Origin of the sequence: Shewanella sp. Isolate13 (genome assembly GCF_022398325.1) — a bacterium.
In the GTDB taxonomy this organism is placed as follows: domain Bacteria; phylum Pseudomonadota; class Gammaproteobacteria; order Enterobacterales; family Shewanellaceae; genus Shewanella.
The window spans coordinates 193,184-214,375 of the sequence record NZ_JAKEVD010000003.1 but is presented as its reverse complement, the minus strand read 5'-3'; the positions used below and the strand labels follow the sequence as shown (position 1 = coordinate 214,375).

Genomic DNA, 21,192 nt, shown 5'->3' with positions numbered 1-21,192 from the left:
CTTCTCTTAAACTATCATTGTGCTACAGATGAATAAGGATATTCCTTGCAATTAACTATCTCAGGGGCGCTTAAGTGGGCCTCTTCTCAGCTTGAAAGCATTTCAGACTCGGCATCACTCGATGCTGAGGTGATGTTGCTTCATGTGATTAACAAGCCGCGCAGCTATTTGTACACTTGGCCAGACAGAAGCTTAGAACCCGAGCAAGTGTTTGAGTTTAAACAGATGTTAGCTAAGCGTTTGCGGGGTAACCCGATTGCGCATATTGTGGGCGAGAGGGAGTTTTGGTCGTTACCATTTAGGGTAAACCCGACCACGCTTATTCCACGTCCCGATACTGAAATTCTGGTTGAAACTGCGCTAAACCTGCCTTTGGCTGAAAATGCCAAGGTGCTCGACTTGGGGACTGGTACTGGAGCTATCGCTCTGTCACTGGCCCATGAGCGTAGTGAGTGGCAAGTGTGTGCGATTGATAAAGTTGAAGATGCGGTGGCGTTAGCCAAAGAAAACCGTACCAATTTAAAGCTTGATCAAGTTGATGTGTTTCAAAGTGACTGGTTTGACGCTGTCGAGTGCTATGATTTTAACTTGATCGTGTCTAATCCACCCTATATCGATGAGGAAGATGAACACCTTTCTCAAGGTGATGTGAGATTTGAACCCGCCAGCGCATTAACCGCACCTCAGAGAGGTTTTGCCGATCTGTTTTACATTGCAGAGTCGGCGCGTGATTATTTAGCTCCTGGTGGTTACTTATTACTTGAGCACGGTTATCAGCAAGCTATCGAGTTAAGAGAGAAGTTAATTGAGCTAGGCTATGAAAATGTGGCCACGGTTCGTGACTTTGGCAGTAATGACCGCTGTACATTAGGTCGCTGGCCTAGGTAGTACTCTGATGCAGGTTTAAAAAGGCACTATTGTTAGTGCCTTTTTTCATTTTAGCCCAAAAGGGGACTCTGTCGTTGGGGACACATTATTAGGCCGAGTTTGTTAGGTGAGTTGTTTTACCATAAAATATTTACAGCCTGTTTTAGGGTAGGCCTGTTGGGTCCACTTTAATTGATAACCTCTCGCTTCATAAAATGGTTTAGCCTGAAAGTTTAGCGTATCCAAGATTGCAGATTGGCAACCGCGGGCCTTGGCGATGGTTTCAGCCTCGGTAAGCAGTTGGTGACCGATTTTTTGTCCTCGTAGACTTTCAGTGACCCATAGATTGTCTATCATAAGCCAGTTGCCAAAGGTTCTACCGGCAAGTCCCGCAACAAGTTGGCCATTATCGTCTTCAAGCTTAAGTCCTAGAGGCAGTCTTTTTGACACTTCCCAATGTTGCCAGTTAAACTCTGCAATTTTCTGCTTAATGGTATCGGCAAACTCATCGCTATCGTCTTGGGTAAACAGCGTATCTCGGCTCATTATTTGTATCTCTTTTTTATTATCAGGCTCAAGCAATGGCATAACACCATAAGGCAAAAGCTGTCAGGGCAGCAAGTTTGCAATTAATCTCTGGAACACCGGCTTTGGTTAAACTTTGTGCGCTTCTTCCTGTTGCCGTGGCGGGATATTGGTTATGGATTAATGTATGGGGTACACTAGCCGCCTTTATCGGCTAATAGATTTTTATCATGGAAACTTTTTACGGTTTATACCCAGCGTTTAAGCACATGCATATGACGCTTATCGCAGCTAGCGTATTGTTTTTCTTAGTGCGTTTTGTACTGCATCTACGCAAGTCGCCAGTTATGGAAAAGAAAGTCATTAAGATTGCCCCACATGTTATCGATACTTTCTTGCTGATCTCAGGATTAATCCTGTGCTTCTCTATTAAGCAGTATCCATTTGTCGATCCTTGGATGACTGAAAAGCTTGGTGCGGTTGTGGCTTATATTCTATTGGCAACTATAGCGCTGAAAGCAAACCGTAATACGCTATTTAAGGTATTTGCTGCTTTTGGCGCAATTGGTTGGGTTGTTTATGCAGCTAAACTTGCGATCCTTAAGCAAGGGGTGTTACTCGGTTAATGGCTGACTTAACACAAAAAGACTCGATCCGACTACCCGAGACAGCCTTTGAAATTGCTGAACACTTAGGCTTTTCTAAGCAGAAAAATGCCAACTGGGCTTGGCTCGAGTTAGCTGGTTCAGTGTTAAGCTTTTATGTGGTTGATAGGCACGAACGTCTAAATGGATTACTTAGGTGGTTCTATAACGATTTAGGCTTTTGTCCGCGAGAGGCGTATTACAGTGCAGAAGCTGCTGACTTAGGTAAATGCTTAACATCTAAACAAGGTAATAGCACCACGTTAGCGACCGTATTGATGCTGCTTGCTAAGCAGTTGGATCTAAAGCTAGAGCTGTTACTGTTGCCCGGCCATACCGTACTTTGTAGTCGAATTGATGATGAAGTTCGCTACATAGACCCACTAACAGGTGCGGAGTTGACTAAGCACCAGTTGCATGTGTTTGTGCGTGGAGAGCTGGGTAATGGGGCTAAGTTTAAGCCTAGTTACTTAAAGCCTGCGAGCATCAAACGCATTATTTCTCGCATGCTACATGAGATGAAAGCGGGCTGTATTGTTGGCCATAGCTTCGAGCCTGCAATGGAGTGTTGCAACTTATTGCTTCAATGGCATAGCGATGATTTAAACCTCAATCGAGAACGTGCGTTTATTGCCCAACAGCTTGGCTGCATTAGCGTCGCCACAGCAGATTTAACCCACTTTGTGGAAAATAGCCCGCATGATCCGGTGATAGAACTGGTGAAAATGCAATTAAAAGAACTTAAAGAGGAAGTTGAAACTTTCCACTAAGTAAAGCAATAGGGCCTTAGCGGCCCTTTTGTGTTGATATAGCCGCGAGTATATAGGGCTAGTTTAAAATAGAGCGCCACTTTCAAAATGAAGTGACAGACGCGCCAAAATAAAACAAAAAATAAGATCTAAAAGTAACACCAACAAATTGAAGTAAAAAAATAATAAGTAGGCAAATGATTGCCAATACCAAGGGGATAGAGTTCATGAGTAGTACGGATTCAGTGACTAGTGCATTGGTGACAAATGACGCCACCGCATTAGGTATTCTAGCTGTAGTGCTAGGTTTTGTGTTTTACACCAGTAATAGTAGCCATCCATTTTGGAAGAAGTTTTACACTTTCGTTCCGGCCTTGTTGATGTGCTATTTCTTACCGTCACTGTTAAACACATTTGATATTATTGATGGTAATGCATCGCAACTTTATTTTGTCGCATCGCGTTACCTGTTACCCGCATGTTTAGTGTTACTGATTTTGAGTGTCGACCTGAAGGCCATTCTATCGCTAGGCCCCAAGGCGATTGTGATGTTTCTGACGGGAACGGTGGGGATTGTGATCGGTGGGCCGATTGCATTGCTTATTGTGTCAGCGGTGAATCCCGAGGTACTCGGTGTTGCAGGTCCCGATGCTGTATGGCGCGGTATGACTACTCTTGCCGGTAGTTGGATTGGTGGCGGTGCAAACCAGGCTGCCATGAAAGAGATTTATGATGTAGGCGGTGATATTTTCTCAATCATGGTAACGGTGGATGTTATCGTGGCGAATATCTGGATGGCAGTGCTGCTGTTTATGGCATCAAAGGCGAAGCAAATAGACGCTAAAACCGGGGCTGACACGACTGCACTTGAGGCGCTAAAAGATAAAGTAGAGAAGTATCACGCCGAAAATGCGCGTATTCCGAGCTTGAGCGACTTGATGATGATTGTTGCCATAGGCTTTGGTGTGACTGGCTTTGCTCATATCGTCGCCGACTTATTAGGGCCGTTTTTTGAAACTAACTACCCATGGACTCGAGACTACAGCCTAACCTCTAAGTTCTTCTGGTTAATCGTCACGGTCACGACAATAGGCTTACTCTTATCCTTTACACGAGTACGACACATTGAAGCGGCGGGGGCATCGAAAGTTGCATCGGCATTTTTATATATCCTAGTGGCAACGATTGGTTTGCACATGGATGTCTCGAAGTTAGCCGATCCCGACAACCTTTGGTACTTTGCCATTGGTATGATCTGGATGCTAGTGCACGCAAGCTTTATGCTGATCGTTGCTAAAATAATTAAGGCGCCACTATTCTATATGGCTGTGGGCAGTCAAGCCAACGTCGGTGGTGCCGCATCTGCGCCAGTGGTCGCTGCAGCATTCCACCCAGCATTAGCACCAGTGGGTGTGTTACTCGCGGTATTAGGCTATGCTTTAGGCACCTATATGGCGTGGATTTGTGGCCAAATTTTACAAGCTGTAGCCAGTTAAGGCTGCAGCGCAAGCCTATTTGATAAATGCCAAGACATAGGTCTTGGCTCACGAAGAGAGAAGAGATTGATGAGCAATAAAATCATTAGTTTAGGTTCGATTGAGATCGCAAACGATAAGCCTTTTGTGTTGTTTGGCGGTATGAACGTACTTGAGTCACGTGACTTAGCAATGAAAATTGCAGAAACCTATGCTGAAGTGACCCAAAAGCTAGGGATCCCTTATGTGTTTAAGGCCTCTTTTGATAAGGCAAACCGCTCATCAGTTAATTCGTACCGTGGTCCGGGTATGGAAGAAGGCTTGAAGATCTTCGAAGAGATCAAGTCGACTTTTAACCTGCCTTTGATCACCGATGTACACGAGGTTCACCAGTGTGCTCCCGTTGCCGAGGTGGTTGATGTGATTCAATTACCTGCATTCTTGGCGCGTCAAACTGACCTAGTTGTCGCTATGGCAAAAACTGGCGCCATCATTAACGTGAAGAAGCCGCAGTTCCTTGCACCACATGAAATGCGTCATATCATCACTAAGTTTAACGAAGCAGGTAACGATGAAATTATGCTATGTGAGCGTGGTTCAAGCTTCGGTTACAACAATTTAGTTGTTGATATGCTAGGCATGGATGAGATGAAGCAAACGGGTTACCCAGTGATCTTCGATGCCACCCACGCTCTACAACGTCCTGGTGGACGTGCGGATAGTGCAGGTGGTCGCCGTGCTCAAGCAACTGAACTTGCTCGTAGCGGTATGGCACTCGGCTTGGCAGGCTTGTTTATTGAGGCTCATCCAGATCCTGATAACGCTAAGTGTGACGGCCCATGTGCGTTACCTCTACACCAGTTAGAGAACTACTTAACACAGATGAAGGCGATTGACGATTTGGTCAAATCTTTTGAACCAATCGACACTAGTAAGTAGTCTTTTTAGAGCAGGCATCACGATTTTGTGATGAAGCTAGATAAAGCCCTGTATTTTTACAGGGCTTTTTTATTACATTGCTTAGCTTAGTGCATATTTTAAGTTTAAATACAGGCTTGAGCGATATGCTACTTTGCTATAAAAATGTTCGGTGTGAATTAGCCCCTATCGACTTATCCGAGTTGCTAGGGGGTAATTAATCAGGATTATCAAAAATAATAGGTTGAATGATGAAGGAAGATAAACAGGTGTTGGGCGATGAGCGCGCACAAGGCTTTTTAGGCAAGGCGCTCGATGGCATCGAGCGAGTGGGTAATAAGTTACCCGATCCTGCGATGCTGTTTTTAATTTTGATGTTTGCAGTGTGGGCGCTATCGGCATTGCTATCTGGTGTCAGCTTCGACTCTATCGATCCTCGAACCAATACGCCGATTGTCGTTAATAACCTATTGAGTGCGGAGGCGCTTACTCACTTTCTCACCTCTATGGTTACCACCTTTACTGCTTTCGCTCCGCTTGGTGTCGTGCTTGTAGCCATGTTAGGTGTCGGGGTTGCCGAGCACTCAGGCTTTATTAATACCGCGCTTAAGCAGATGCTTAAAGTCACGCCAATGAAGTTTTTAACGCCTGCGGTAGTACTCGTTGGTATTATTTCTCATACCGCAACTGACGCTGGTTACGTGGTGGTGATTCCACTGGCCGGTGTGATTTTCTTTACCGTTGGACGCCATCCGTTAGCGGGGATCGCAGCAGCATTTGCTGGCGTGTCTGGCGGCTTCTGTGCCAACTTTATTCCATCGGGTATCGACCCTCTACTGCAGAGCTTTACCCAAGCTGCTGCACAAATTGTTGATCCTAATATTGAAGTTAACCCGTTAAATAACTGGTTCTTTGCGGCTTCATCTTGTATCCCTATCACATTGATTATCTGGTACCTCACCGATAAAGTGTTAGAGCCGCGTTTAAACCGCACCCATAAGGTTAATCATGAGGAAGTGGATCTGCCTGCTATGGAAGAGGTGAGCGCTACTGAGCTTAAAGCTTTCCGTGTCGCATCGGCGATAATGCTAGCGGCAATTGTGGGTTTCTTCTCACTAACCATTCCAGAGACCTCAACCTTGCGAGATGGGAACGGTTCTCTCACTAGCTTTAATGCTCCTTTGATGCAGTCAATCGTGCCGCTGATTTTCATCTTCTTTTTGTTGCCTGGTCTTGTCTATGGTTATATGACTGGCGCCTTTAAAACATCGGGTGATGTGGTGCAGGCGATGTCGAAGTCGATGACCGGCATGTCTCATTACATCGTGATGGCATTTTTCTGTGCTCAGTTTGTTGCCGCATTCTCAGCTTCAAACCTTGGTGCACTCATTGCTGTTGAAGGTGCTGGTGGTCTTAAAGCACTTAATCTTCCTGCCGAGATTACCGTTATTGGTATGATTATTCTGGTGGGTTTTGTGAACCTGTTTGTCGGTTCATCTTCGGCTAAGTGGGCTTTGATTGGGCCGGTATTGGTACCTATGTTGATGCAGCTTAATATCAGCCCCGATCTATCGCAGGCGGCTTATCGTGTAGGCGATTCAAGCTCTAACATTATTACGCCTTTGATGCCGTACTTCCCATTAGTGGTGGTTTACTGTCAGCGTTATGTGAAGAACATCGGTATCGGTACGCTGATCTCAATGATGTTGCCATTTAGCTTAGCACTACTGTCGATATGGAGTGTTTGGTTGCTGGCCTATTGGGCACTAGGCTTCCCGCTTGGCTTAGGCGCTAGCTACACCTACGGGCTATAGAGCTATAGCGTTTAACGAGTTAAGTTACCGTGATAAATAAGGGCAACGTATCGACGTTGCCCTTTTTTTAGCTTGTTGTCTTAGCTCGGAATGTGTTTCTAGCGCTTTTATTAGATTATCACCAAGAGTTATTTTCAGTATCTAATACTAATCCCCCTTTGGCTTGCATCTACAGGCATAATAGCGTTTTTGATTTTAGGCGCTCACGCTATATGGCTTGGATTTTATTTACTCTTTTAGCAGCCTCGATGCAGGCATGGCGCAATGCCTTTCAGAGCCAGCTTAGTAGAGAGGTGAATATTGCAGGCGTCACCTTGGCGCGGTTTATCTGGGCAACGCCAATCGCGATTATCTACGTGTTAGGCCTCTATGCATGGCAACCCGTAGGCCTGCCGTATATCACTCTTCAATTTAGCGCTTATGTGCTCGGCGCGGCGGCGATGCAGATCTTGGCAACCGCTCTGATGGTGAAGCTTTTTAAGATGAAAAACTTTGCGGTCGGTGCGGGGCTTGCCAAGAGCGAAGCCTTGGTTGCCGCGATTTTAGGTGTCGTGTTTTTTGGTACTCACTTGTCGCTGCTTGGCTGGATAGGTGTGCTCATTGGCGGTATTGCGGTGTTTATGATGAGCAGCAAGCAAGGTTTTAAACAGCTCTCTTTATCAACCGTTTTACTTGGGCTCGCTTGTGGCACCGCCTTTGCCTTGACGTCGCTTTGGGTTAGGGAGGCAAGCCTTAACCTAGATCTGCCTTTTCCCCATCGCGCCGCTTGGGTACTGCTGTTGGTGATTTCGATACAGACAACGATGCTGTTGATTTACGCTTATGCCATAGACAAGAACACCATAGAGGGATTACTGCAAAGGCCAAAGTTGACACTGCTTACCAGTAGCGCGAGTTGTCTAGGGTCAATCGGTTGGTTTAGTGCCATGTCGTTGCAAGCCGTGCCCTATGTTAAGACCCTTGGTCAGGTGGAGGTGTTCTTCACCTTGCTTATCGCCACGTTTTGGCTCAAAGACAAGGTGAAAATCAAAGATATGTTGGGACTGGTTCTGATTGCTGTTGCCGCTATCTTGGTGATGTGGAGCTAGCCTAAGGTGTTAATGCTGCCTTTTAGAGCCTCAGCATGAAGGCATCCATTTTAGGGCGTTGCCATAGCGAACTTGTTACTAAAGCAGATCGCTATCTGAGCGCATAAGACGCCTAAGATTGCTCCGGCGAGTAGGTCGCCAAGGAAGTGATAGTTCTGACCTAATTGGCCGGCAATAGCTCCGAGCATCGCCAGTAGCCACACAGGATAAAGTTTGGGAAAGCGCCACCAGAAAACACTAATCAGGGCGAAAGTGAATAGGGCGTGCCCAGAGGGAAAGGAGTTATAAGCCGCGCCAATTGCGAAAGGATGGAACCCCTCTACGCCGTTGTGGATCCAGGATAGATTGCTGCCCGTCTCGGTGTGGATCCAGGTTTCAGGCCAGGTGCGGCCAAATACAAATTTGGCGCCGACTCTGGCGATGCTGGCAATAATCAGGGTTAATACCAGTGTTAGCGCCATGGAGCCAAGTTTGTTACGCCAGGCGGGATAAAAGCAAGCAAGAATAATGATGGCTGCGAGACTCTCGAATAGCAAAGGCATCTGGCTGAGGGGCTTAAAGATGACACTCACATCAACATTGTGATGCAGCCAAGTTGATATCGGCCGGTCTAAAAACAGCACGCTAAAAATTGTGCAGCTAATTGCGGTTAGGTATAACCATACACAACTGCGCAGCGAATATACCTGGCGTTGGCTTGAGGCTGGGCTGTGTGTCGATGCCGATTGATTATCTGCTTGATTCATTGAAATGGTGACTCTAATAGGATTGCTTGAAGTGTATTGCCACCTCGGCTTAACTACAAGTTTATCAAAAACAGCATATTAAAACTGATTAGTCATCTGGCTAATACCGATAAAGGAGCCCTTAGGCTCCCTTATCGCTTTCATCAACGGTTCACTCAAGTGAGTCAGCCTCTTCTTGATGCCTTCATCGCTATGGAGATGCAGACTGCTGCGCCTCCCCAGGTGATGAGTAAAGCGAATATCATCATAATAATGGCTCCGGTACTCATGCTTTGGGCTCCTGTGAGTTATTGCTAGAGATGACACTGATAAAGATGGCGACAAATAGCATGCTAGCCACTAATCCCCAGCCGAGAAATAGCTGATCGACTATGGGGTAATCACCGTAGCCATGGGTCAGTGTATTGATAAGGTTCTTAACGAGAATGATTGCCAGCATGATGGGACCGATAAAACGCAAGCAGATCTCAGCCCACTTGCCGATACTAAACTCACTACAACGGTTGGCGTAGTCGCGGATATCGGCAATCTTAAATAGCCAGGCAAGGATAATCAGCTCGACAAGACAACTAGAGAGTAGGGCGATGTTATTAATAAAGTAGTCGACTAGGTCGAGTAATAACAATCCACCGTTGCTCGAAAAAGCCATGGAGAGCATAAACCCCGTTCCGCAAACCAGCAGTGCGGCTTTTTTTCGTGATATAGACAGTTTATCTATGACTGCTGAGACCACTGCCTCGATAATTGAGATATGTGAGCTAATACCTGCCACGACCAAGGCTAAGAAGAATAGCGGGCCCAATATATAGGGAGCGGGTAATAAATTGATCGCGGCAGGTATGGTGACAAAGGCCAGCCCCACACCTGAGGAGACCACATCTGTGATCGGTTTTGCTTGCTCTTCGGACATATAGCCGAGAACAGAGAAGATCATGATACCGCCTAGAATAGAGAAGCCGCAGTTGATCAGTACCGTCATGAAGGCATTGTTATTAATGTCTGACTTCTCAGGCAGGTAGCTAGAGTACGCCAGCATAATGGCGAAGCCGACACTTAAAGTGAAAAATATTTGGCCATAGGCTGCGGACCAAACTCTAGCATCTAAAATCATGCTGAAATCTGGGCGAAATAGGTAGTTAAGCCCCTCTAAAGCCCCAGGCAGAAAAATAATCCGCGCAATAAAGAGCAGCACCATAATGAACAGCAGTGGCATCATTATCTTGCTGGCACGTTCAATCCCGCCTTTTACACCGCTATAAACTGCCAAAGTGGTAATGCTCCAGGCAATCGCCATCGGAATGGCAATGTGGAACTGTATTGAGCCTAGTTTTGTCGGGGAGTTATCGCCTAATTGCAAGTATTCGTTAAAGAAGAAGGCATTGGTATCGGTTCCCCAGCTTTGGGATATAGAGAAAGTCAAGTAGGAGATAGCCCAGCCAATAACGGCTATGTAATAGATAGCGATTACCGCAGCGATAAACACTTGAAACCAGCCTAACCACTCGAGCCTAAAGCCAAGTGATTTACCGAGCTGGGCAAAGATCTTTGGCGCCGCGCCGCGATACTTATGGCCAAGGCTAAACTCCATTATCATAAAGGGGATGCCTGCCGTGAGCATGGCAAACAGGTAGGGAATAAAGAAGGCGCCGCCGCCATTTTCGTAGGCCATATAGGGGAAGCGCCATATATTGCCAAGGCCGATTGCCGAGCCTACAGCCGCTAGAATAAAGCCAGTCCTGGAGTTCCATTGCTCTCTTTGCATTGAATGCGCCTGTCTTTTCTCCTATTACACCATTGTAAATAGGGCCAACAGGATTAATTTTAGTCACAATTAAAGAACTTGCTTGAGGTTTTTACTTTATGAAATGCTTAATTTTTTAATGATAAATACCAGAGGTTCACTCGGCATGGACTGTAATGCTATCCATGCCATGAGGCTAAGCAGTGTATTTAGCTTCTAGCTGCTTTATCTGCTGGGCTAGCGCCCGATTAACAGGCGTTGGGATGTGGTGGGCTTTGGCTCGTTTGAGAACGAAACCATTAATCGCATCTATCTCTGTTTGCCTTTGATGATAGACATCTTGATGCATAGAGGAGAAGTTCTGTGCGGTTAGTCCTATGACCTGATATACACGTTCCATTAAAACGGTTTTGTCGAGCGTGAGACCATCGGCGCTGGCGACCTCGACTAGCTCACTGACGGCTCTGTTTATCGTATCGCGATACTCGCTCTTGGCGAGTTCACCATTAGGGCAATCATGAATAGCCGTTAAGGGGTTTATTGCTACATTGATTGCCAGTTTTTGCCAAAGCAGCGGTAAGATATCGGTATGCCAGGTACTTTGGTCAATATTGCTCAGCAATAATGCTTTCAGCTCCTCATTTAGCTCGGCGCCAATAAATGGCCCAAGTTGCGTCAGACCCGCTCCCGTCTGTTTAACATGGTACCTGTCTACTCTTAGCGCGCCTTGTGAGGTCGTACCTAGACTTAAGCTACGATTTACAATGTCTGCCTGAACATCTAGATGCGGCCCCATACCATTATGCAGCAGCAGAATGTGAGTATCGGCGGACAGGTAAGGCAATACCGAGTTAAGTGCCGCTTTGACTTGATACGCTTTAACGCAGACGAGCAGGAGCTCGGTATGGGCAAGCTGCAAGGCATAATCTTCAAGGCCTATAAACTTGGCGTGACGAATGAATTGTTTACCATCAAGCGCGCTGAATGTAAGCGGGATAACGGCGGAATGAGCCTCTTTGCCGATAAAGTTAAGTCGCTCCCCAGTTTGCTGGTAAGCTTTAGCAAGCTGGTGGTAGATGAGCTGACCAATGGCTCCTGCGCCTAATATGGTTATCTGTCTAGGGGTTGTCTGTGGCGATGATATTGAAGGCATGTTTGGTTACTGAGGGTCGGGTTCGGTGAGCTTAGCCGTTTTAAAGTAGCGGCAATAAAGCCAATGGGTAAAGTAGAACAGTGAAATACCGACCATGTCGGCAATAAAGTCGGCGAAAGAGGCGCTGCGATAAGAGAGCTGGGATTGTACTACTTCGATAAATACTGCGTAGCCTGCCAAAATAACAGCCAGAATGTACCACTTAGGCTTAAAGGCTAAGTAGGTCAGGTAGGACAAAATGAAGAAGCTGCCAACGTGACCAATTTTATCAAAGTTAGGGATCCCTGTGGGGTAGCTAGGTTTTGAAAAAACCAAGTAACTCACCAGAATAAGCATTATCGCCAGTGCCCATTTAAAAATTGTTTGTCTGTTTATCACGTCGTATTCATCTGGGTTATTTGTTTCAATCATAAGAAAACCCGTTAGCAAAGTCATCAATAACCCACAATTTCCTTTGCTTTAATGGTTTATTTGCTTCAAGTTCACAGGCTCTGTGCGTAAAATACAGCTACAGCAAATTTTTAAGGACCAAACTTATGCCTTCAATGGATATTGTTTCAGAAGTAAATGAAGTTGAACTGCGTAATGCGGTTGATAATTCAGTTCGTGAATTGAAAGGTCGCTTTGACTTTCGCGGCAAAGAAGCCAGCATCGAGTATAAAGACCATGTCGTAACCTTAACGGCCGAGGATGACTTTCAATGTCGTCAGTTAGTCGATATTTTGCGTATGCAGATGAGTAAGCGCGATGTCGATCCTAAGTCTATGGATGTCGATGAGAAAGCAGTTCACAGCGGCAAGACCTTCTCTTTAAAAGTGAAGTTTAAAGAGGGTATTGAAACCCTAGTCGCTAAGAAATTGGTTAAGATCATTAAAGACAGCAAGCTTAAGGTGCAGTCTTCGATTCAAGGTGATTCGGTTCGTGTTACGGGTAAGAAACGTGATGACCTGCAAGCCGTGATGGCATTGGCTCGTGAATCTGAGCTTGGACAGCCATTTCAGTTTAATAACTTCCGTGATTAGCTTGCACACTTAAGTTTTCGATGAAGAAATTATTAAAGACGCTTAAAAACTAAATTTTAAGCGTCTTTTTTTATCCTGTTGTTTTTAATCTTAAACCATCAATTGGAGGGCAAAGGTTCTTTCCGGTTCGATAGTTAGCCATTAGGGCGTGCTCATAACTGTGTAACTTAACTGAGTACAAGGTTAACGCATGCTTCTTAGGCGCTGGTCTCTTTGCTTACATCACTGGGCTCACTTTCGCTTTGTTCATTGAGGCTTGGATTGGGCGCATATTTCTGCACCAGCATAACGAGCCCAAGTACAGGAAAACCAATCAAGCTGGCAGCGATAAAGAAGCTGACATAATCATAGGCATCGATATAGGCACCGGAGAAGCCCGCAACAAACTTAGGGAAAAGCAGCATAATCGATGACAACAGGGCATATTGCGTCGCACTGTAACCACTACTAGTTAAGCTCGATAGGTAGGCAATAAAGGCCGCGGTGGCGATACCTGCACTGAAATTATCCACCGAAATGGCGAAAGTTAAGAAGCTGAGGTTATAGCCAATCATGGCTTGATAGGCAAAAAGTAGGTTCGTCACGGCCACTAAGAGCGCACCTAAGAACAATATCTTCATCGTGCCATAGCGAGCGATTAGCAGCCCGCCAGCCCCAGCACCGACCAAGGTCATTATCAGGCCATAGATCTTACTCAAGGTGGCAATTTCAGTTTTCGAAAAGCCCATATCCACATAAAACACGTTAGCCATAATTCCCATTACGATATCAGAGATGCGGTAACAGGAGATCAGTAATAGGATAAGGATCGCGCTGCGACCATAACGTTTAAAGAAGTCGATAAAAGGCAGTACGCTGGCGGTATAGAGCCAAGATAAACTCGCGGCAACGGCTTTAGGGTAACGTGCGGCAAATTTGACTTTTAGTTCGGCCTCTTTTTCATCGACCTCTTTGGTTTCAACGGCAGGTTCAGTGCTAAACAGGGTGGTAAAAATACCGATAGACATGAGTGCCGCCATGACTAAATAAGCCGTTTGCCATGACATCAAGCTATAGCTGTCGCTGTTAGGCTCTATCCATGCTGCAATAGTCAGTGCGCCAGCGGTCGCGACAATCATTGCGCTGCGATAGCCCACCTGATAGGCAGCAGCCAGTGCGGCTTGCATTTTGACTGGTGCGGACTCGATTCGAAATGCATCGATAACGATATCTTGTGTGGCGGAGGCAAAGGCAACCATTAAGGCAAACAGCGCAAGCCTTTCCAGATCGGCAAGGGGATCACTTTGACTCATGCCGACAATCGCAGCGACCAGCAGGAGTTGCGCGAACATCATCCAGCCGCGCCGGCGCCCTAAAAGCCGAGTGAATATCGGCAGTGACATTCGATCCACAAGAGGGGACCAAGCCCACTTAAACCCATAAGCGAGCGCTATCCAGCTAAAATACCCTATGGCGGTACGGTCTACTCCAGCTTCTCTTAACCAAAATGACAGGGTGGAGAAAACTAGCATTAGCGGCAAGCCAGCTGAAAAACCCAGCAGAAGTAAGATCAATACCCTTTTGTGGCAATAGATTGATGCGGCGTCTTTAAAGCGCTGAAAGAAAGAGGGCGAGGATGCAGAAGACATAAACAAGCTTTGCTGGAGTTAGTTGCTTAAATCTTACGGTTCAGCGCAGTTAGGTTCAAGGTATTAATCTAGATAGAGCTAGATTTTAGTATGTGGTGGCGTTTTGTTAGTAAAAAGCCCAAACCAAAATAGTGGTCTGGGCTTTGGTCGAGCGAGATTGCTCTTTAGGTGGATATTTTAACTATGGATACAAATGTGTCAGTTGCTAAGGTCTAATCCCGATACAGCCTTGAGGAATTTGACCGCCTATGCTGAGATAATCACAGCAATCGTCTACTTGCTTTCGCAAAAACTGATTGCCACGAATCGCCCAACTTGGCCACCTGTCAAAGGCGTGCAATAAATGCCAAAACACACGTTCCATATCTGTTTGCGCATCACCCTGATGATTGTACATTTGCCATTCTTCTAGGGTGTCCCATAGATATAACTGGATCTCTTTGAAATCGAGTTTGTCACTCAAAAACGCTTTTCCATAGAAAGCCAGCTGGGGCGCTTTATCGTCAATGAACTCGTTAGGTGTCACTGAGCCGCCTCCTTTTGGTTAACGCAATAAGTATAGGCAGAAGATTAGGGCTTTTGCTCAAAATTTTTCAAAATATTTCAAAACAATTCAAAGTCTGTATTTACTAAAGTTAGTTGGATTAGTTTCGCGGTAGCAGGGTTGCCTTTTTTAAAACAATATCTTGCACTGGAAAGTCAGGCCACTCTAGTTGATTATTAAACTCAGTGGGCACCAGTGACATGGCTTGTAGCACTTCCATGCCCGAAGTGACTTCACCGAAAACCGTATAGCCCCAACGGCGAGAAGAGGGGTCTAACTTCTCGTTATCGACCACGTTAAAGTAAAACTGGCTGGTGGCCGTGTGTGGCTCAGATTCTCGAGCCATGGCGATGGTGCCCGTGAGGTTAGACAGGCCATTGCCCGATTCATTGACGATAGGCTTATCGGTGGGCCTCTCTTCCTTTTTCAAGTCGAGGCCTCCACCTTGCACTACAAAGTCAGGGATCACTCGGTGGAACAGGGTGTTGTCATAATGCCCCTTAACCACATAGGTTAGAAAGTTATCAACCGTGATTGGTGAGCGGGTTCTGTCTAACTCCACCACGATTTTGCCCATGCTCGTATCGAGTTCGACTTGTGGATAGAGGGTGTTGGGCTGAATGTCCACAGCATAGGAGAATTGACTCACAGCTAACAGGGCCAAGGAGGCGAATACCTTGGTTATCTTAGCGGTTTTTCGTGTCATGTTAGTTATGTTTGTTATCCAAGTTTTCATAGTGTCCCTTTAAATGGCAAATTGAATACTGCAAGCCTAGCCTGCTCTGCTATTGCTGAATGAAGTGATTAAGCTCAGGATCATTGATAATATCGCGAGTCAGTTCACCCAAGAGTTTATTCATCTCAAGCTCGAGAGTCGCAAAGTCAGCGCTGAATGGTCCTTTTAGTACCCCTTTTGCACGGTAGCGCTTAGTAAGCTCTTGATTAGTGTTTTTAGCAATGACATTGATAATAATCTGGCTATTTGCTTCGAAGCCAAAGGTGCCTTCATCGACATCGGTCAATAGCTGCTCCAATTGGATCTGCATATGATTGACAGAACTTGGATCGATGCGATAGCCAGCCTGAGCAAACCCCTCTCTAAAGACTTGATTCATCTGTACTCGTGGCGCCTCACTTGGGCTTACTAAGCGTGCCGCTTTATCGCCGTCATTAAAGCGGACAATAAAGTTGGCTGGGCGGGTATCAATGGTTTCAAGTGCGACAGGAAGTTCTATTTCAGTTTGTTGAGTGATACTGGGCACCTCAGGGTTTAAGGCGATATGAGATGGACCTTGGCTAGCGCAGCCTACAAGTGAGATTGCGGCGGTAATGAGTAAAAGTAAACGTTTCATTGTCACTATAGTTTATCTAATTTTAAGTGGCATCAGCATACCAGAAGATGTTTGTGATTCCAGAGTCTGTATTAACTTTTACTGATTGGCAGTTTATTTGGTTTGTTAAAGGTAGCGTACGTTGGCAAAGCTGCTGTAGTATTTCCTTGTTGTGCGTTTTAACTATTATTTGTCGGCTAAGCAGTGTAATAAACTGCTTGGTAGTTGGTGCATTAAGGGATGTATATGCGTATTTTTACAATGCTTTTTATGGGTTTCATAAGTTGTAATGCTGTTGCTGCAGAGTCTCCTCATATTTTAGGCGGAAGTGTTGGCTATGGTTTTCAAGATTTAGAAAAGTCTGAAAATCACAACAGTAGCGGTGGTGATAACTTTGTCGCAGACATTTATTATCGTTATATGTGGCACGATAACTTTGGTGTAGAGGCTGGATACTTCAACGGTAGTGGCGGGGTTGCAAGTATTTTTACGGGGATCATTAGTCGTATTACTAATATTGAGTATTCCGGTTATAGAGCGGCTCTATATGGTGAATATAAGCTTTCTGCAAGTAATCGTTTGTATGCCAAGTTAGGCGCTAGTGCAAATGAGCTTTCTTATAACGTTGGCCGCTGGGGAAGTGATGAAGTCAATCATGTAGAAACGAATGGCACTGATCTTTATGCGGCAGCTGGCTGGGGGCTTAGATTTAGTTCAGGAATAGGGATTAATATTGAGTACCAGTATGTACCGATTCAATCATTAGAGGTGCAGAGTTTCAATATTGGTATGAGCTATCGCTTTTAATTGCAGCGTATTGGTTTACTAGCGATAAGATATTTTGATAAAAGCGCCATTTTAGGCGCTTTTATTGTTTTAGCTGAGCTCACTTTTTCATAAGCGATTAAGATATCTCAGTTAGATTTTGCGCTTTTTTACACGGTAAGAAAAAGTTGAACGGCTTTTAACCTTGGTGAGTTCCAGATAGAGTAAAGTGGAAAATGCTTAAGGGAACTTGAACTATGCCAAATAATAATCCCCTGTGGACGCCAAAACAGTTGACCAGTGTTGCAGCGCCTAAAAAGCTGATAGATGAGACTGGTTGCCCGGTTTATGGTCACTTTGACGGTCCCGTTGAGCAACTAGCCGTCGATAAGTTTGCTTATTTTAATGAGATGGATAAGCCTGCATCTTCCTGGTCAAAGCATTTTGACTATAAACAGTTTCAATTTGTCAGCATAGTCACGCCTCACTTCGTTATAGGCATGGCGATAGCCGATATTCGCTATCTCGGTAGCGCCTTTTGCTATCTGTACGACATTCATAGAAACAGGCTTATTGAGACCAGCTGGCTAAGACCACTTGGAATGGGCTATCAGATGTCGTCATCTCCTATGCAGGGGGGGGCCAAGATAAAGGGGGCTAAAGGGGGGCTTGAGTTTGCTATCGAGCAGGGAGTGTGGCGAGTTAAATTAGATGCTCTGGGAATAGAAGCTGATTTAACCCTGCACCCTACAGCGCTGAGTTTACCCATGGCGATGTGTAACCCAACCGGTTATAGCGGCTGGACCTATACCCAAAAGCACAATGCCTTAAATGTTAAAGGCACTCTACTGATCAACCATGAGCCGCAGCCCCTGCAGCGTGTGACTGCTGGATATGATTTTAGTGCTGGCTACATGCGCCGTGAAACCAGTTGGCGCTGGGCGAGTATTAACAGTTTAACGGAGCAGGGGAGCATTGGACTTAACTTAGCCGCAGGGGTTAACGAGACGGGCTGTCATGAGAACGTGTTCTGGCATGATGGTGAACGCCATCTGCTCGGTCCGGTTCATTTTGAGTTTGTTCGTCAACGAGACAGAACCGAGCCTGTGGGGCACTGGCGGGTCTACTCCGATAACGGTCAGGTTGAGCTGATTTTTACAGCGCAAAATTGTCGCCAAGAAAAGCTAAATCTTTGGCTATTAAAGAGTAACTTCAGGCAATACCTAGGTTTCTTTGACGGCTATATTATCGATAACTTTGGACATAAGCATCTGCTACAAGCCGTACAAGGCTTAACCGAAGATCACTTTGCACGCTGGTAGCCTTTGAATGTGAAGCGTAAAGCTGATTAGCCTTGCAGCTAAGCTAGCGCCAATAACAAAAAGCCACCTAAGAATAAGGTGGCTTTTTAAGGCTGCAGCAGACTAGGCTTTAGGCTTGCCATATAGCGCACTCTGAGGATGAGGCACATCGGTTTCATTGCTGGAGTCTGAGCCGTTCTCCGGCTCTTGTGCCTTCTTACTGATTTTTTGAGCCTGCAAAATCACAAACTTGCCGTTCGAGGCAACAGTGGTACAGTTCTTAAAAATACGCTGTAACTTCACATGATAGGCTAGGTGACGGTTACCCACTACATGTAATATGCCGCCGTTTTTTAAGCGTCTAAAGGCATCTAAAAACATCTGCCATGCGATATGATCGGTAATGGCCTCGCCTTGATGGAAAGGTGGGTTACACAAGACCAGATCTGGGCGGAAGCCTTCGCTCATATTGGTTAAGCAGTCATCCCAAGCGAAGGTTGCTTGCTCACCAACTAATGCCGGATTATCCAATTGGTTCAGTGCCCAGTTTTCTCTAGCCGATGCCACAGCCATCTCTGAGTCATCGATAAAGTGAATATAAGCCTCAGGGAAAACCTGCTTAGCGTGTAGCCCTAAGATACCGTTACCACAACCTAAGTCGACAATCGACTTGAAGTTCCCCTTAGGCATATTGTCGAGCATGATGCGAGCACCAATATCGAGTTTGTTGGCGGCAAACACATTACTTAAATTGCTGATCTGCAACTTAAACTCTGGTACCGACCAGGTGGTGGCTTTAGGCAGTGTACGAGCCTTGCCATCGCTAATACAGGTGATGACGCGGGTTTTCTTCCAAGTTAGGCTGGCACTAGCTGGGCCTAAGTTTTTCTCAATCGTTTCAAGTAGCGACTTATTGATCGACTTTGCTTTAGCCCCAATTAACACTCGAGTGCCAGCGGGTAACGAATGGGAAAGCCTATTTAACTGGTGGCTAAAGTAGTTGAGGTTCTTTGGCAGCTTCATCAACACCAACTCAAGCCCCTGGGGTAATTCGTCACGGCTATTAACCCAAGTTATCGACTCTTGCGATAAGTGGTTGCCAGTGAGGTTTTGGCAGGCGCCCAATAAGCTGGTCTTGGCGTCAGTCTCAAATGTGATCGGCCAGCTTGGGTCGATAGACAATAGCGCCGCAGACAATGCGCCAAAACCGTCGTTAACAACGGCAGTGTTAACCCTGGCTTGCTCGTTATCGAGTAAGTGCTTTATAAGGTGCTCATCGGCGGCGTCCCACGCCTGCAGGTTAGACTCTTGTCTGCTAGGGTAACGGAAGAGTTCGAGTTCAATACCCGATACTGAAAACTGTGTCGTCATATGCCAATAAGTACCAAATAAATTAGGGCGCATATTATCGCAGATTTCTTATAGCAGGTATATGATGAAGTAATGATATGTTAAAGGGATAATGTTGAGGCTAATCTGGGGCTAAAATGACTGTGGTGGTTAAATTCGTGAAGGGCTAAAAGATGCAACAAGAGGACTTTGATTTTGATACCAACACTAACACCAGCACCAATACTGGCTCTGATTTTGACGATCGAGCGCCATTAAATACAGCTACTCCTGTAGAGTCTAGCCCTGCAAAGCTCGGTTCAATATCAAACGGTCCGGTTCCGCTAGATAAGCTGCCTTACACTCTTATCAAAGGTTATCTTAATCTGCAGCAACAACAGGCGCTGTTAAATGAATCGTTGCATTATGAGTTTACGCGGCCGCAAGTCAGTTTATTTGGTAAGAGCCACCCCATTCCCCGTAGTCAGGTTTGGTTTGCCGATAAGGGATGTGATTACCTCTATTCCGGCCTATTTATTCAGGCGTCTCCTTGGCCTAGGTACGCGTATAAACTGCGTTTAAAGTTAGCGCGAGACTTTGGTCTTATTGCCAACGGTGTATTGGTTAATCGATATGCAGACGGTAACGAATCTATGGGGTGGCACAGTGATGATGAGCCAGAGATTGAGTCAGGGTCAGATATCGCCTCGGTGACACTCGGTGCGAGTCGAGACTTTTTTATTCGCCATAAGACCACTCGGCAAAAGGTCTGCTTAAAGCTTGATAGTGGGGACTTACTTATTATGCACTGGCCGATGCAGTCGCTGTGGGAGCACTCACTGCCGAGGCGTCTCAAAGAGAGGCAGGCACGGCTGAACTACACCTTTAGGCGTTTAATCCTTGGTTTTCATCAGGTGGAGAATCGTTGACTAAGGTAAGCACTTTGGCCTTAGTTTTGTGAGAGTCTCTATGGCTGGGTCCCATAAGTTGATCTTTGTAGGCTATCGCAGTACTCTGCCGCAGTCGCATTTATGCTTTATTGAGAACATCGTTATGTCAGTTGAACAGATCATTACCGAAAAACTCACCGCCGCACTGTCACCGTCACACCTTGAGGTGATCAACGAGAGTCAGAATCATCACGTACCACCAAACTCTGAGACCCACTTTAAAGTGATTATCACTAGCAGTGAATTTGAGGGTAAACGTCTTATTGGTCGTCATCGAGCGGTAAATGAAGCGTTAGCTGAAGAGTTTGCTAAGGGACTACATGCGCTTTCAATGCACACCTACACCCCAGAAGAGTGGGCTGTTGAGGTTGATGTGCCTGTTTCACCTAAGTGTAAGGGCTAAGCCGCCTAGACTCTTTTCCTCGGCTTGCACTTCATCTCTTCCTTTGCAGGCCGTTGTTCCCATCAGGGGAAGTATTAAAGCCATGGCATCAATCGCTGTGGCTTTTTAGTATCTGCTCCGAGCACCAGTTTCATTTCTTGAGTCGTGTATCATTATTGTTATATTTCTGTTATCAATGGGTTGTGTTTGGTTCTGGCTG

At 45.8% G+C, this 21,192-nt stretch carries 23 protein-coding genes; 12 read left to right on the top strand and 11 right to left on the bottom strand.

What is annotated here, in order from left to right; translation table 11 throughout:
* Positions 1–45 precede the first annotated feature (45 nt).
* Positions 46–888, top strand: a complete 843-nt coding sequence (gene prmC / locus L1D44_RS03335) for a peptide chain release factor N(5)-glutamine methyltransferase (protein WP_220770620.1) — start codon at positions 46–48, stop codon at positions 886–888.
* Between the two features lie 102 nt (positions 889–990).
* On the opposite strand, the gene L1D44_RS03330 is transcribed toward prmC, so the two are convergent.
* The gene (locus tag L1D44_RS03330) at positions 991–1,413 is read right to left on the bottom strand and encodes a GNAT family N-acetyltransferase (protein WP_239888814.1); all 423 of its coding nucleotides are present in this window, start codon (positions 1,411–1,413) and stop codon (positions 991–993) included.
* Positions 1,414–1,622: 209 nt separating this feature from the next.
* Here L1D44_RS03330 and L1D44_RS03325 point away from each other — a divergent pair, with 209 nt between their 5' ends.
* The 6 genes from L1D44_RS03325 to L1D44_RS03300 all read left to right on the top strand — a co-directional run bounded on the left by L1D44_RS03325 (position 1,623) and on the right by L1D44_RS03300 (position 8,080).
* Positions 1,623–2,018, top strand: a complete 396-nt coding sequence (locus tag L1D44_RS03325; RefSeq protein WP_239888813.1) for a SirB2 family protein — start codon at positions 1,623–1,625, stop codon at positions 2,016–2,018.
* Complete coding sequence (locus tag L1D44_RS03320) at positions 2,018–2,806, top strand: tetratricopeptide repeat protein (protein WP_239888812.1); 789 nt, start codon at positions 2,018–2,020, stop codon at positions 2,804–2,806. Before L1D44_RS03325 ends, L1D44_RS03320 begins: the two co-directional genes overlap by 1 nt.
* Positions 2,807–3,012: 206 nt before the next feature.
* Positions 3,013–4,281 (top strand): DUF819 family protein, encoded by a 1,269-nt coding sequence (locus tag L1D44_RS03315; RefSeq protein ID WP_239888811.1) that lies wholly within the window; start codon positions 3,013–3,015, stop codon positions 4,279–4,281.
* 69 nt (positions 4,282–4,350) lie between these two features.
* Complete coding sequence (gene kdsA, locus L1D44_RS03310; protein WP_239888810.1) at positions 4,351–5,199, top strand: 3-deoxy-8-phosphooctulonate synthase; 849 nt, start codon at positions 4,351–4,353, stop codon at positions 5,197–5,199.
* A 230-nt stretch (positions 5,200–5,429) separates the two neighbouring features.
* Positions 5,430–6,992: an AbgT family transporter gene (locus L1D44_RS03305; RefSeq protein ID WP_239888848.1), complete on the top strand. Its 1,563-nt coding sequence runs from the start codon at positions 5,430–5,432 to the stop codon at positions 6,990–6,992.
* A gap of 212 nt (positions 6,993–7,204) precedes the next feature.
* Positions 7,205–8,080 carry a DMT family transporter gene (locus L1D44_RS03300; RefSeq protein ID WP_239888809.1) on the top strand — a complete coding sequence of 292 codons (876 nt, stop codon included), beginning with the start codon at positions 7,205–7,207 and terminating at the stop codon, positions 8,078–8,080.
* 50 nt (positions 8,081–8,130) lie between these two features.
* Here the strand turns inward: L1D44_RS03300 and L1D44_RS03295 are convergent, their stop codons facing one another.
* The 5 genes from L1D44_RS03295 to L1D44_RS03275 form a co-directional block, all read right to left on the bottom strand.
* Positions 8,131–8,826, bottom strand: a complete 696-nt coding sequence (locus L1D44_RS03295; protein WP_239888808.1) for a phosphatase PAP2 family protein — start codon at positions 8,824–8,826, stop codon at positions 8,131–8,133.
* Between the two features lie 164 nt (positions 8,827–8,990).
* Complete coding sequence (locus tag L1D44_RS03290; RefSeq protein ID WP_239888847.1) at positions 8,991–9,071, bottom strand: MetS family NSS transporter small subunit; 81 nt, start codon at positions 9,069–9,071, stop codon at positions 8,991–8,993.
* Positions 9,072–9,091: 20 nt separating this feature from the next.
* Positions 9,092–10,588 (bottom strand): sodium-dependent transporter, encoded by a 1,497-nt coding sequence (locus L1D44_RS03285; protein WP_239888807.1) that lies wholly within the window; start codon positions 10,586–10,588, stop codon positions 9,092–9,094.
* A 175-nt stretch (positions 10,589–10,763) separates the two neighbouring features.
* Positions 10,764–11,720, bottom strand: a complete 957-nt coding sequence (locus L1D44_RS03280) for a 2-dehydropantoate 2-reductase (protein WP_239888806.1) — start codon at positions 11,718–11,720, stop codon at positions 10,764–10,766.
* Positions 11,721–11,726: 6 nt separating this feature from the next.
* Positions 11,727–12,098, bottom strand: coding sequence for a VanZ family protein (locus tag L1D44_RS03275; RefSeq protein WP_239888846.1), 372 nt, complete (start codon positions 12,096–12,098; stop codon positions 11,727–11,729).
* A gap of 158 nt (positions 12,099–12,256) precedes the next feature.
* Here L1D44_RS03275 and L1D44_RS03270 point away from each other — a divergent pair, with 158 nt between their 5' ends.
* Complete coding sequence (locus L1D44_RS03270) at positions 12,257–12,742, top strand: YajQ family cyclic di-GMP-binding protein (protein WP_239888805.1); 486 nt, start codon at positions 12,257–12,259, stop codon at positions 12,740–12,742.
* A 197-nt stretch (positions 12,743–12,939) separates the two neighbouring features.
* Here L1D44_RS03270 and L1D44_RS03265 read toward each other — a convergent pair whose 3' ends face one another.
* The 4 genes from L1D44_RS03265 to L1D44_RS03250 all read right to left on the bottom strand — a co-directional run bounded on the left by L1D44_RS03265 (position 12,940) and on the right by L1D44_RS03250 (position 16,266).
* Positions 12,940–14,370 carry an MFS transporter gene (locus L1D44_RS03265; protein ID WP_239888804.1) on the bottom strand — a complete coding sequence of 477 codons (1,431 nt, stop codon included), beginning with the start codon at positions 14,368–14,370 and terminating at the stop codon, positions 12,940–12,942.
* Positions 14,371–14,575: 205 nt separating this feature from the next.
* Complete coding sequence (locus L1D44_RS03260; RefSeq protein ID WP_202721903.1) at positions 14,576–14,896, bottom strand: hypothetical protein; 321 nt, start codon at positions 14,894–14,896, stop codon at positions 14,576–14,578.
* 118 nt (positions 14,897–15,014) lie between these two features.
* A complete protein-coding gene (locus L1D44_RS03255) occupies positions 15,015–15,620 on the bottom strand; it encodes a peptidylprolyl isomerase (protein ID WP_239888845.1) in 606 nt (201 codons plus the stop codon).
* Positions 15,621–15,699: 79 nt separating this feature from the next.
* Complete coding sequence (locus L1D44_RS03250; protein ID WP_239888803.1) at positions 15,700–16,266, bottom strand: YajG family lipoprotein; 567 nt, start codon at positions 16,264–16,266, stop codon at positions 15,700–15,702.
* A gap of 225 nt (positions 16,267–16,491) precedes the next feature.
* On the opposite strand from L1D44_RS03250, the gene L1D44_RS03245 reads away from it, so the two are divergent.
* Together L1D44_RS03245 and L1D44_RS03240 are read left to right on the top strand one after the other, a co-directional pair.
* Positions 16,492–17,052, top strand: coding sequence for a porin family protein (locus tag L1D44_RS03245; RefSeq protein ID WP_239888802.1), 561 nt, complete (start codon positions 16,492–16,494; stop codon positions 17,050–17,052).
* A gap of 215 nt (positions 17,053–17,267) precedes the next feature.
* Positions 17,268–18,332: a DUF2804 domain-containing protein gene (locus L1D44_RS03240; RefSeq protein WP_239888801.1), complete on the top strand. Its 1,065-nt coding sequence runs from the start codon at positions 17,268–17,270 to the stop codon at positions 18,330–18,332.
* Positions 18,333–18,434: 102 nt separating this feature from the next.
* On the opposite strand, the gene L1D44_RS03235 is transcribed toward L1D44_RS03240, so the two are convergent.
* Positions 18,435–19,682: a methyltransferase gene (locus L1D44_RS03235; RefSeq protein WP_239888844.1), complete on the bottom strand. Its 1,248-nt coding sequence runs from the start codon at positions 19,680–19,682 to the stop codon at positions 18,435–18,437.
* 152 nt (positions 19,683–19,834) lie between these two features.
* Here L1D44_RS03235 and L1D44_RS03230 point away from each other — a divergent pair, with 152 nt between their 5' ends.
* Both L1D44_RS03230 and L1D44_RS03225 read left to right on the top strand, forming a co-directional pair.
* Positions 19,835–20,569, top strand: a complete 735-nt coding sequence (locus L1D44_RS03230) for an alpha-ketoglutarate-dependent dioxygenase AlkB (protein WP_239888800.1) — start codon at positions 19,835–19,837, stop codon at positions 20,567–20,569.
* Positions 20,570–20,693: 124 nt separating this feature from the next.
* Positions 20,694–20,993, top strand: a complete 300-nt coding sequence (locus tag L1D44_RS03225) for a BolA family protein (protein WP_220770521.1) — start codon at positions 20,694–20,696, stop codon at positions 20,991–20,993.
* Positions 20,994–21,192 lie beyond the last annotated feature (199 nt).

Bases quoted from the DNA above. Each gene is read 5' to 3' on its own strand.
- L1D44_RS03330 (WP_239888814.1), bottom strand. From the start codon at position 1,413: ATGAGCCGAGATACGCTGTTTACCCAAGACGATAGCGATGAGTTTGCC.
- L1D44_RS03325 (WP_239888813.1), top strand. From the start codon at position 1,623: ATGGAAACTTTTTACGGTTTATACCCAGCGTTTAAGCACATGCATATG.
- L1D44_RS03320 (WP_239888812.1), top strand. From the start codon at position 2,018: ATGGCTGACTTAACACAAAAAGACTCGATCCGACTACCCGAGACAGCC.
- L1D44_RS03315 (WP_239888811.1), top strand. From the start codon at position 3,013: ATGAGTAGTACGGATTCAGTGACTAGTGCATTGGTGACAAATGACGCC.
- kdsA (WP_239888810.1), top strand. From the start codon at position 4,351: ATGAGCAATAAAATCATTAGTTTAGGTTCGATTGAGATCGCAAACGAT.
- L1D44_RS03305 (WP_239888848.1), top strand. From the start codon at position 5,430: ATGAAGGAAGATAAACAGGTGTTGGGCGATGAGCGCGCACAAGGCTTT.
- L1D44_RS03300 (WP_239888809.1), top strand. From the start codon at position 7,205: ATGGCTTGGATTTTATTTACTCTTTTAGCAGCCTCGATGCAGGCATGG.
- L1D44_RS03295 (WP_239888808.1), bottom strand. From the start codon at position 8,826: ATGAATCAAGCAGATAATCAATCGGCATCGACACACAGCCCAGCCTCA.
- L1D44_RS03290 (WP_239888847.1), bottom strand. From the start codon at position 9,071: ATGATATTCGCTTTACTCATCACCTGGGGAGGCGCAGCAGTCTGCATC.
- L1D44_RS03285 (WP_239888807.1), bottom strand. From the start codon at position 10,588: ATGCAAAGAGAGCAATGGAACTCCAGGACTGGCTTTATTCTAGCGGCT.
- L1D44_RS03280 (WP_239888806.1), bottom strand. From the start codon at position 11,720: ATGCCTTCAATATCATCGCCACAGACAACCCCTAGACAGATAACCATA.
- L1D44_RS03270 (WP_239888805.1), top strand. From the start codon at position 12,257: ATGCCTTCAATGGATATTGTTTCAGAAGTAAATGAAGTTGAACTGCGT.
- L1D44_RS03265 (WP_239888804.1), bottom strand. From the start codon at position 14,370: ATGTCTTCTGCATCCTCGCCCTCTTTCTTTCAGCGCTTTAAAGACGCC.
- L1D44_RS03255 (WP_239888845.1), bottom strand. From the start codon at position 15,620: ATGACACGAAAAACCGCTAAGATAACCAAGGTATTCGCCTCCTTGGCC.
- L1D44_RS03250 (WP_239888803.1), bottom strand. From the start codon at position 16,266: ATGAAACGTTTACTTTTACTCATTACCGCCGCAATCTCACTTGTAGGC.
- L1D44_RS03245 (WP_239888802.1), top strand. From the start codon at position 16,492: ATGCGTATTTTTACAATGCTTTTTATGGGTTTCATAAGTTGTAATGCT.
- L1D44_RS03240 (WP_239888801.1), top strand. From the start codon at position 17,268: ATGCCAAATAATAATCCCCTGTGGACGCCAAAACAGTTGACCAGTGTT.
- L1D44_RS03235 (WP_239888844.1), bottom strand. From the start codon at position 19,682: ATGACGACACAGTTTTCAGTATCGGGTATTGAACTCGAACTCTTCCGT.
- L1D44_RS03230 (WP_239888800.1), top strand. From the start codon at position 19,835: ATGCAACAAGAGGACTTTGATTTTGATACCAACACTAACACCAGCACC.
- L1D44_RS03225 (WP_220770521.1), top strand. From the start codon at position 20,694: ATGTCAGTTGAACAGATCATTACCGAAAAACTCACCGCCGCACTGTCA.